The sequence below is a fragment of the Akkermansia sp. JRP_AM1 genome (assembly GCF_049262625.1).
Taxonomy (GTDB): Bacteria; Verrucomicrobiota; Verrucomicrobiia; order Verrucomicrobiales; family Akkermansiaceae; genus Akkermansia; species Akkermansia massiliensis.
Genome location: NZ_CP118234.1, coordinates 401,097 through 410,186, shown reverse-complemented (window position 1 = coordinate 410,186; position 9,090 = coordinate 401,097). Strand labels below are relative to the sequence as shown.

The following is a 9,090-nucleotide window of genomic DNA, read 5'->3' as shown; positions in this document are numbered from 1 at the left end:
GGCTTCTTGAATGATGTTCAGGGGCGGTTATCCGGTAAAGCGGAGGCCCGGGACTGTTTTGTGTAATTTTCCGCGCCCGTTTTCCGGACGGCGCCGGAGGGTAATCCCTTCTTGACCTGCGGGGATAGGGCGGGCAAAGTGGCCGCGTGACGAGATTCAGACCATGCATTGATTTACATGACGGGCGCGTGAAGCAGATCGTGGGCGGTTCCCTGACGCAGGACGGCGCTTCCCTGCGCACCAATTTCGTCTCCGACCGCGGCGCGGCATGGTATGCGGATTTGTACCGCAGGGACGGCCTGCACGGCGGCCACGTGATCAAGCTGGGACCCGGCAACGACCTTGCGGCGCGGGAAGCCCTGGCGGCGTGGCCGGGCGGCCTCCAGGTAGGCGGCGGCATAACGCCGGGGAACGCGAAGGAATGGATTTCAGCCGGAGCCAGCCATGTGATCGTCACCTCCTGCCTGTTTGATGCGGAGGGGAAATTTCTGGAGGGGAAGCTTAAGGACCTTGTTTCCGCCGTGGGCGCGGAACGCCTGGTGCTGGATTTGAGCTGCCGCAGGGTTCCGGGCGGCTGGGCCGTGGCCATGAACCGGTGGCAGACCTTGACGGAGCTCCGGGTGACGGCGGAGACGCTGGACATGCTGGCGGAGCACTGCGCGGAGTTTCTTATCCATGCGGCGGACGTGGAAGGCCTCTGCACGGGCATTGACCGGGAACTGGTGGAGATGCTGGGAAGCTGGCGCCGCCTGCCCATGACCTATGCCGGCGGAATCAGCCGTATTCAGGATTTTGACGAGATAGACGCCCTGAGCGGCGGCGCGATGGACGCCACGGCGGGGAGCGCCCTGGACCTGTTCGGGGGCGGCCTTATCAGGTACGCGGACCTGGTGGCGAGGCAAAGCGGGAAATCCGGGACGGAAAGGCGCAAGGCATGAAGCTGGCCCTGAAAGTCATTCCCAACGCGAAGAAGAGCGAAGCCGCGGGCTGGGAGGACGATCCCCGTGCCGGACGCGTGCTGAAGCTGCGCATTGCCGCGCCTCCCGTGGAGGGGAAGGCGAACAGGGCCGTCATCCTGTTCCTGTCCGCCTGGCTGGACGTTCCCCGGTCCGCCGTCAGCCTGCTGCGCGGAGAGTCAGCCCGGCTGAAAGTGGTGGAGCTGCCGGACGGCTGCGCGGAAAAGCTTGCCCGGCTGCTGCCTGAGGCAGGCGTTCCGGAAGCTTAGGGAGGCTGGCCGGAAAGCCGCCATTCCCTTTTCTGCGTAGATGAGTTGCATCATGTTCCGGTCATCACGCGTCAAACGTCATCCATGTCTTAGCAGGCCGTTGACGCATTCGGTAAAAGTATCTACATTGTCCGCATGAGCAACGAAGAGAAAGAGAAGAACGCGGAAGCGGAAGAGCAGGAAGTTCTGGAACAGGCCCAGGACGCCCCCGCAGAGGAAAAAGGAGCGGAAGCTTCCCTGGAAGAGGAATTGCTTAAATGGAGGGATACCGCCATGCGCACTGCCGCGGAATATGACAATTACCGCAAGCGCATGGTGAAGGAAAAGGAAGAATGCGCCAAGTTTGCCAACCAGCGCCTGCTGGAAGAATTGCTGCCGGTGATTGACAATTTTGAAATGGGCATGGCGGCGGCCAGCGCGGACACCGCCTCCATGATTTACATCGGCATGAGCATGGTGAAGAAGCAGTTGGACGAATTTCTTTCCAGCAATGGCGTGAGCGCCATTGAACCGGTAGTGGGCAGCATGTTTGACCACGCCACGGAGGAAGCCCTCCAGCGCGAACCCTCCGACCAGCCTGAAGGCACCGTGCTCCGCGTCATCCGCAAGGGATACAAGCTGAAGGACAGGCTTCTGCGCCCGGCAAACGTCGTGGTGGCCGAGACTCCGGAACCCGAACCGCAAGTTTGACCGTTTTTTTAACATTCACGCCACATGGCTAAGAAAGATTATTACGAGATCCTGGGCGTTTCCAAGGACGCCACTGATGATGAGATCAAGAAGGCCTACCGCAAGCTGGCCTTGAAGTACCACCCGGACCGCAATCCGGACGATCCTTCCGCGGAAGAGAAGTTCAAGGAGCTGGGAGAGGCCTACGAGGTGCTTTCCGATGCGGACAAAAAGGCCGCTTACGACCGCTTCGGCCATGCCGCCTTTGAACAGGGCGGTCCCGCCGCGGGCGGCGGCTATGGCGGAGGCGGGTTCCAGGACCCGATGGATATTTTTGCCCAGATGTTTTCCGGAATGGGCGGTTTTGCGGACATGTTCGGCGGCGGTGGCCACGGCGGCCAGAAGAGATCCTCCAAGAGGCCCGGTTCCGATCTGCGCTATGACCTGGACATTACGCTGGAAGAAGCCGCGAAGGGCTGCACCAAGAAGCTGGAGATTGAGCGCCTGGTGACCTGCAAGGCCTGCCACGGCACCGGAGCCCGGGATGGAAAGGAAGCGTTCAAGACGTGTCCCTCCTGCCAGGGGCGCGGCATCATCACCCAGCAGAGCGGCTTTTTCGTCCAGCAGTCCACCTGCCCCACCTGCCACGGCACCGGGGAAATCATCTCGGACCCGTGCCCCGCCTGCCGCGGGGAAGGGCGCGTGAGGGAGGATTCCCACATCACCATCCGCATTCCCGCAGGCGTGGCCACGGGCAGCCAGCTCCGCATCGCCGGGGAAGGGGATGCCGGGGTGCACGGCGGCCCCACCGGGGACCTGCACGTGTTTATTGACGTAAAACCTCACGATATTTTCCAGAGGGAAGGCAACGACCTGAGCTGCACGGTTCCGGTTCCGCTTTCCCTGGCCGTCTCCGGCGGCAGGTTGAAGGTTCCCACGCTGGAAGGCGCGGCCACCATCAAGCTGCCGGAAGGCACGCAGAACGGCATGATCTTCCGCCTGCGCGGCAAGGGCATGAAAGCCCTCCGCAGTTCGGACGTAGGGGACATGCTGGTGGAAGTGGAGGTGGAAATCCCCACCCAGCTCACCAAGGACCAGATGGACAAGCTGAACGCCTTTGCCTCCACGGTGGATGAGAAGCGCAACCAGCCGGCCTGCGTGGCGTTTGCCGACAAGGCGGCGCGCTACCTGAAGAACAAGTAAGGTCCGTTTTTCCCTTTCACGCATGGCTCGCTTTTACCTCCCGGCTTCGGAATGGGCCGCTCCTCCTGGGAGCTGCGCGGGGATGAGGCGCACCATGCCGCCAAGGTTCTGCGCCTGAAACAGGGTGATTCCTGCGTCGTCTTTGACGGCCGCGGCCGCGCCGCCCATGCCGTGGTGGCGGAACCTCCGCGCAGCTCCGGGGTGCTGCTGGCTCCGGGGAGGAATGTCCTCCCGCTCCGGAATTGGCCCATCTGACGCTGTGCCAGGCGGTCCCCAAAGGAGCCAACATGGACCTCATCATTCAGAAATCCGTGGAACTGGGCGTTTCCGCCATCGTTCCGCTCCTGACGGACCGCACGATCGTGCGCCTGAACGCGCGGGAGGCGGAGGCCAAGAGGCAGAAGTGGCAGCGCATCGCCCTGGAGGCCTGCAAGCAGTGCGGCCAGAACACGCTTCCCGAGGTTGCGTCTCCCGTTCCCTTTGCGGAATGGCTGCGCCGCGGAGCGCCGGAAGGGCTGAACGTGATCGCCTCCCTGGTGCCCGGCGTGCGCCCGGTCAGGGACGTGCTGGAAGAAGCCCGCTCCCGCTCCGTGCGGAGTGCTGCCCTGCTGGTGGGGCCGGAGGGCGACTTTACGGACCAGGAGACGGCCATGGCGCTGGAGGCCGGATTCTCTCCCGTTACGCTTGGCCCCATCGTCCTCCGGGTGGAGACGGCCGCCTTCTTCGGGCTGGCCGCCATGCGGTACGCCCTGGACTGAGTTTTTCCCGATACGCATTCCCATGTTCAAGAATCTCATTTTCGACTGGTCCGGCACCCTGGTGGATGACCTGGCCCTGACGCTGGACGCGTCCAATTACGTTTTTTCCCAGTACGGAAAACCCTGCATGGACAGGGATGAATTCCGCGCGGAATTCCAGCTTCCCTATCCGGACTATTATGCCCGCGTGCTGCCCCAGGCGGATTTGAATGAACTGGAAGACCATTTCCGGTACGCCTTCCGCGTTTCCAACGCGCCGGTGGAGGTGCTGCCGAACGCGCGGGAATTCCTGGAGTTCTGCCGCGCGCGCGGCGTGCGCTGCTTTATCCTCACCAGCGTGGACGCCAAGGAGTTCGACATCCAGTGCCAGGAGCTGGGCATGATGGAATATTTTGAAGCCATTCACGCGGGCATCCGCCATAAGGACGCCCATATCCACACCCTGCTGGCCCAGCACGGGCTGCATGCCCATGAAACCGCGTTCATCGGGGACATGCAGCATGACATAGAGACGGCCCACCATGCGGGCATCACGTCCATCGCCGTGCTGACCGGCTATAATGACGCTGCCCAGCTTTCCAAGGCCAGGCCGGACATCATCGTTCCGGACCTGCTTGTCCTGCGCACGCTGATGCGCCGCTATGCCCTGCCTTCAGATACGCAGGATTCCATCAACATCAACGGCCTGGAGCTGGATACCTTCATCGGCGTGCCGGAGGAGGAACGCGCCTCTATGCAGACCCTGAAGGCGGATATCACTTTTTATCCGGATGAAGCCCTCTCTGGCCTGAACGACGATTTTTCCAGGACCGTCTGTTATGATTCCATCGCCCGCGCCCTGAGGGCGGAAGCCATGGCGCGACCCCGCAAGCTGGTGGAAACGCTGGCGGAGGACATGGGAAAGGTTTGCCTGAAGGAGTTCGGCGCGCGTCACGTGATCGTCACCCTGCGCAAGTTCATCCTGCCGCGGACGGACAGCGTCTCCGTGACGGTGCATGTTTCACGGCACCGGTAAAAGGGGAGGCTCCCTACCGGATATCCACCGCCTTCTCCGCGGGAATGTTTTTCCCGTCTTTGGTGAAGGTGTTTTTCTCCGCCTTTACGTTGCCGGTATGGCGGGTGCGGATGGCGGTGCCATTCCTGAGGTCAAACGTATTGCCGGTGATGGTGATGTTCTCGTGAACGTTTCCTTCCGGCTGGGGGGCGTGCGGAACGATCTGGATGACGGCCTCCCCGCATTGAATGAAGGTGTTGCGGGAGATGGCCATGTCCTTGACCACACCGGATTCATACCAGCCGGAGGCGTCATCCTCCACCAGAATGGCAGGCATGCCCGTCTTCTCAAACCGGCACCGTTCAATCAGCACCGGCTTCCTGGTGGTAAGCAGGAAGCCCCTGGTGGGAATGTGGCGGCAAACCGTGTTGCTGACGTGGACGGAGGGCGTCCAGGTGGTGTTCTCCACGGCGTCGTTGGGCTGGATGTTCCCGGGGTTGGGCTGCCGCAGCGTGAGTTCTATTTCCTTCTCATTGAGCTTTTTGATGCCGGAAACGGTATTGGAGGCGTAAGGAACCAGCGTCTTGCAGGAAACGTAGTCAATCCGGTCCCCCACCGCGAAGGCGTCAAAACCGAAGGTCTGGGGGTGCATGAACCGGACGGTGATTTTATTGGGTGCCGGCTGGTCCACAATGCGCAGGTGGGTGCCGTGCACGTTGATGGCGTCGTCATGGGAGGCTCCCAGCACGCAGTCCCTGACGATGATTTTCCCCTGCATCCGGAAAAATGCAGGTTGTCCGCCCAGGAGGAATTGGTGCGCAGGGAGCCGGGGCGCGGCGCTATCTTCAAGTTATTGAATATGATATTCTCGCTGAACTGGGAAACCACGCCCATGCCGTGCATGTAGTAGATATGGCAGTTGTTCCAGACGATGTTCCTGCTCCTGTGCTGGAAAAATCCGCAGCAGTCCCGCCGCGTGTTGCGGTTCTGGTAGGATTGTCCCGCCCGCATGGTCGGGGCGCCTTCCTTGAACGTGATGCTGATTTTTCCGGGGGACAGTTCTTTAATGACTGTTTTTCCCGGGTCAAAGCGGCCCTGGAAGGTGCCGGAGGCGGCATCGAAGACCTTGGAATATCCTCCCATCCGGAATTCCCAGCCGGGGCCGCGCCAGGTCAGGGAGCCGTCCTTCACCGTATACAGGGTACCGTCCGGAATGGTCGCCTTCATAGTGTTTCCTTCAACTTCCGTCACCAGGAATTCCCCCATGGTAGGGTGCACGTAGTCAAAGCCCAGGCCGTTCAGGGAAACGTTTTCCGCGTGCTCCATGCAGACGAAAATGGCTTTTCCCTCCAGCAGGATGTCGGTGGCTCCCGGCTTGCCCTCCAGTCGTACGTTTTTGGCCTCCACCAGGCGGATGGCCATAGCCTTGGCCTCGTTGGGAGCGTCATTGGTGTTGGAAATCTGCGGCTTTCCGGTGACCAGGGCGCCGTGCTTGAAAACGTGCCTGCCGGGCATGAACCGGATAGTGACCGGGGCCTGTCTGGAGCCTTCCCCATGAGCGCCAGAGAGGCCGCATGCTCTCCGGGCTGGATGACGAGCGTGTCCCCGCGCGACATGATGAGGCGGTTGGCCGGGGACATGCTCTTCCAGGCCGTGGAGGGGGAAGTTCCGGGGTTGCCGTCGTTTCCCTGGTCCGGGTCTATGTACCAGGTATGGTTCCCGGCGGATTGTGTGCGCTGCGCCCGTTCCGGGTAGTCCGCTGCCGCGCACAGCCCGGTTAGTGTTGTGAGAACAAGAAGCAGGGTGGCTGCGGGAGTTTGCATGCTGCACTCCTACAGGAACACGGCTTTCAGGACAAGCATAATGCCCGCAGGGCCGGAAGGAAAGGCCGTGGTTTTCTGCCCTGCGCGCCGGGAGAGCGGCCCTTACTTTTCATCCTTCCTGCCGGGGCGGGAAAGGAAGCCGACCAGCTTGTCATAGTACGCCTTGGACTTGTCGTAGTAGGACTGGGGGTCGATGTCCAGCTTGGTGCGGAACAGAAGCCAGAGCTTGTGGAAGGTGTTGACGCGGTAGCGGATGTCGAAGATGCGGAAGCCGCCCGCCTTCATTTTGTCCAGAATGGTGTGGTAGATGAGCGCCATGGCCTGGGCGGGAACGAGCGCCGCCCTATCCTCCGGGCTGAGGCGGTTGTATTCCTCCTCCGCCTCCGCGAAGAACTTTTCCGCCAGGTCCGCTTCATATTGCAGCAGTTCCTGAAGCTGGGGGAATAGACTCTGCCGCGCAGGTCTTCCAGGGTGTAGCCGAAGCGGTCCATGTCCTCTCTGGGCAGGTAGATGCGGTTGGATTTGCCGCAGTCTTCCGCCACGTCACGGATGATGTTCACCATTTGCAGCGCGTGCCCCAGGGCGATGGCGTACGGGTAGGCGGCTTCCCCGGCGCCCATGATGCGGGCGGAGGTGAGGCCCACGCAGCAGGCCACGCAGTAAGTGTAATCCAGCAGTTCGTCACGGTTCAGGGGCTGTTGCTGGCAGATGTCCGAACGGCAGCCTTCAATCAGGTGCAGCATGGGGGTGGTGTCCAGCTCCAGGTCCTGGATGAGGGCGATGATGTCTTCTTCCAGCTCCGTCAGCTCCAGAACGTCTCCGCCGTTGATGACTTCTATCCAGCGGTTCAGGGCGTCGTGGCGTTCTCGGGGCGTCATTCCCGGTTCGTCCACGATGTCGTCCACCGTACGGCAGAAGGCGTAAAATTCCGCCATGTGGCGGCGTTCTTCTTCAGGAAGGTCAATGAGGGCGAAGGCCAGGTTGGACTTGGCCTTGCTTGTAATAGTCTGAGCTTGAGTCATGTCTTGACGGGGAAAGCGTGCCTGCGGAATGGCCGGGAATCAGGGGATAAGCCCCCAGTGGGAAGTGAAGGGCCACAGGCAGAAGCTGGCGGGGCCTACGATGTTGTATTGGTGAACGGGCCCCCAGTACCGGGAGTCAAAGGAATTTTCACGGGTGGAATTGTCGCCCAGGGCCACGTACTCACGCAGGTAGGGGCGTTTTTTATCATTGGAGAGGTGCACGGTTCCCCCTTCCGTGATGTAGGCCCTGCCGTCCAGCAGGCTGAGGGGGGCGGGAAGGGCCACATAGCCGCAGGGCTGGTAGGGGGGCTTGCCGGAAGCTACCCTCTGGATGGTCCATTCCGTGGCCGGTTTTCCGTTGACGATCAATTGGGAATCCCGGATGGACAGGGAATCTCCCGGTACGCCGGAGAGGCGTTTGACGTAGTGCGTTCCGCCTTCCTGCCCAGTGCTGCTTCCCTTGTTGGCGATGCCTTCAATGCCGCGCGTGTCAAAGACGAAGACTTCCCCGCGCTCCGGCTTGCGGAAGTGGTAGGCCATCTTGTTCACCACGATCAGGTCACCGGCGTCAAAGCGGGCGTTCACGATCGTATCCCCCGGCAGGTAGCTTCTGAACGGCGTGTGCCGTTCGGACTCGAAGCGCGGTTCCTGGTTGAGGAAGTAGCGGCGCGTCTCCGCCTCCGCCGCCGGAATTTCCAGCTTGGAGCCGTCGTCGAAAATCACGTTGGTTACCGTGAGCAGGAGGTATTTGGTAGCGGGCTCGAAGCGGACGATTTTCTTTTCCTTGGAGGCCGTTTCATGCACATAGGAGCCGCCGTACAGGATCATGTCCCCGATTTTCTTCATCAGGGTGGGGTCTCCCTCCTGGGGGACGGCGCGGATGCCGTTCAGGGAGGGCTGCATGGAGCCGGTCGGGATGCGGAAGGGCTGGACTACATAACAGCGCAGGCCCAGGAAAATGGCCAGAATCACGAACAGCACCTCCACGTTTTCCGCCAGTCCGGAGGGCAGCGCGCCGGGAATGGATTCCAGCGTGGATTCCAGTTTGGCAGTGATGGTTTCCACCTGCTGCCTGTCACCCCGGCGGAGGGCCGTTTTCAGCAGGTTGCGGTTTTCTTCAAACTCCGCCAGGCGCTCGGGCGGCAAAAGGTCGCGGTTGTAATTGACGTAGCGGCGCACCGCCTTCAGGGCCATGCGGCCTTTCCTGCGCCATTTGGGCGTAAACCAGGCCAGGGGATGGTCCAGAATAAACACCAGGATGGCATCTGCGACCGGGAAATGGTCGTAAAGGGCAGCTAGGATGGACTTGTGCGGGCTGTTCATGAAGTGCGGTTGCCATGATGCCCCGTCCGGGGGCATCATGGAAGTCTATTTTACGTTACGGGAGTCCCATTTT

11 protein-coding genes and 1 pseudogene are annotated in these 9,090 nt (G+C 61.4%); 8 read left to right on the top strand and 4 right to left on the bottom strand.

Going from position 1 to position 9,090, the window contains the following annotated elements; all coding sequences use genetic code 11:
• The first annotated feature begins 146 nt into the window (after positions 1–146).
• The 7 genes from hisA to PVA48_RS01835 all read left to right on the top strand — a co-directional run bounded on the left by hisA (position 147) and on the right by PVA48_RS01835 (position 4,870).
• Positions 147–938, top strand: a complete 792-nt coding sequence (gene hisA / locus PVA48_RS01865) for a phosphoribosylformimino-5-aminoimidazole carboxamide ribotide isomerase (RefSeq protein ID WP_102728890.1) — start codon at positions 147–149, stop codon at positions 936–938.
• Entirely contained in the window at positions 935–1,225 is a 291-nt protein-coding gene (locus PVA48_RS01860; protein ID WP_102722583.1) for a DUF167 domain-containing protein, read from the top strand. The genes hisA and PVA48_RS01860 overlap by 4 nt, the downstream gene beginning before the upstream one ends.
• A 135-nt stretch (positions 1,226–1,360) precedes the next feature.
• Entirely contained in the window at positions 1,361–1,915 is a 555-nt protein-coding gene (locus PVA48_RS01855) for a nucleotide exchange factor GrpE (RefSeq protein ID WP_022396157.1), read from the top strand.
• Between the two features lie 24 nt (positions 1,916–1,939).
• A complete protein-coding gene (gene dnaJ, locus PVA48_RS01850; RefSeq protein ID WP_102728889.1) occupies positions 1,940–3,097 on the top strand; it encodes a molecular chaperone DnaJ in 1,158 nt (385 codons plus the stop codon).
• Positions 3,098–3,148: 51 nt separating this feature from the next.
• A complete protein-coding gene (locus PVA48_RS01845; RefSeq protein WP_423232154.1) occupies positions 3,149–3,352 on the top strand; it encodes an RNA methyltransferase PUA domain-containing protein in 204 nt (67 codons plus the stop codon).
• 32 nt (positions 3,353–3,384) lie between these two features.
• On the top strand, positions 3,385–3,855 hold the full coding sequence (locus PVA48_RS01840; RefSeq protein WP_423232153.1) for an RsmE family RNA methyltransferase: 471 nt from the start codon (positions 3,385–3,387) through the stop codon (positions 3,853–3,855).
• A gap of 22 nt (positions 3,856–3,877) precedes the next feature.
• The gene (locus tag PVA48_RS01835) at positions 3,878–4,870 is read left to right on the top strand and encodes an HAD hydrolase-like protein (protein ID WP_102728887.1); all 993 of its coding nucleotides are present in this window, start codon (positions 3,878–3,880) and stop codon (positions 4,868–4,870) included.
• Between the two features lie 13 nt (positions 4,871–4,883).
• Here the strand turns inward: PVA48_RS01835 and PVA48_RS01830 are convergent, their stop codons facing one another.
• Positions 4,884–5,465, bottom strand: a complete 582-nt coding sequence (locus PVA48_RS01830; RefSeq protein WP_423232152.1) for an alpha-1,3-galactosidase-related protein — start codon at positions 5,463–5,465, stop codon at positions 4,884–4,886.
• Positions 5,369–6,364, bottom strand: a complete 996-nt coding sequence (locus PVA48_RS01825) for a hypothetical protein (RefSeq protein ID WP_423232151.1) — start codon at positions 6,362–6,364, stop codon at positions 5,369–5,371. The genes PVA48_RS01830 and PVA48_RS01825 overlap by 97 nt, the downstream gene beginning before the upstream one ends.
• A gap of 39 nt (positions 6,365–6,403) precedes the next feature.
• On the opposite strand from PVA48_RS01825, the gene PVA48_RS01820 reads away from it, so the two are divergent.
• Positions 6,404–6,604, top strand: a complete 201-nt coding sequence (locus PVA48_RS01820; RefSeq protein WP_423232150.1) for a hypothetical protein — start codon at positions 6,404–6,406, stop codon at positions 6,602–6,604.
• 170 nt (positions 6,605–6,774) lie between these two features.
• On the opposite strand, the pseudogene PVA48_RS01815 reads toward PVA48_RS01820, so the two are convergent.
• Both PVA48_RS01815 and lepB read right to left on the bottom strand, forming a co-directional pair.
• Positions 6,775–7,607, bottom strand: a pseudogene (locus tag PVA48_RS01815) (phytoene/squalene synthase family protein).
• A gap of 126 nt (positions 7,608–7,733) precedes the next feature.
• Complete coding sequence (lepB, locus tag PVA48_RS01810) at positions 7,734–9,056, bottom strand: signal peptidase I (RefSeq protein WP_102728885.1); 1,323 nt, start codon at positions 9,054–9,056, stop codon at positions 7,734–7,736.
• Between the last annotated feature and the right edge of the window lie 34 nt (positions 9,057–9,090).

What these genes read in the sequence shown, in the direction of transcription:
- PVA48_RS01860 (WP_102722583.1), top strand. Translation starts at nt 935, where the DNA reads ATGAAGCTGGCCCTGAAAGTCATTCCCAACGCGAAGAAGAGCGAAGCC.
- PVA48_RS01855 (WP_022396157.1), top strand. Translation starts at nt 1,361, where the DNA reads ATGAGCAACGAAGAGAAAGAGAAGAACGCGGAAGCGGAAGAGCAGGAA.
- dnaJ (WP_102728889.1), top strand. Translation starts at nt 1,940, where the DNA reads ATGGCTAAGAAAGATTATTACGAGATCCTGGGCGTTTCCAAGGACGCC.
- PVA48_RS01845 (WP_423232154.1), top strand. Translation starts at nt 3,149, where the DNA reads ATGGGCCGCTCCTCCTGGGAGCTGCGCGGGGATGAGGCGCACCATGCC.
- PVA48_RS01840 (WP_423232153.1), top strand. Translation starts at nt 3,385, where the DNA reads ATGGACCTCATCATTCAGAAATCCGTGGAACTGGGCGTTTCCGCCATC.
- PVA48_RS01835 (WP_102728887.1), top strand. Translation starts at nt 3,878, where the DNA reads ATGTTCAAGAATCTCATTTTCGACTGGTCCGGCACCCTGGTGGATGAC.
- PVA48_RS01825 (WP_423232151.1), bottom strand. Translation starts at nt 6,364, where the DNA reads ATGCCCGGCAGGCACGTTTTCAAGCACGGCGCCCTGGTCACCGGAAAG.
- PVA48_RS01820 (WP_423232150.1), top strand. Translation starts at nt 6,404, where the DNA reads ATGAGCGCCAGAGAGGCCGCATGCTCTCCGGGCTGGATGACGAGCGTG.
- lepB (WP_102728885.1), bottom strand. Translation starts at nt 9,056, where the DNA reads ATGATGCCCCCGGACGGGGCATCATGGCAACCGCACTTCATGAACAGC.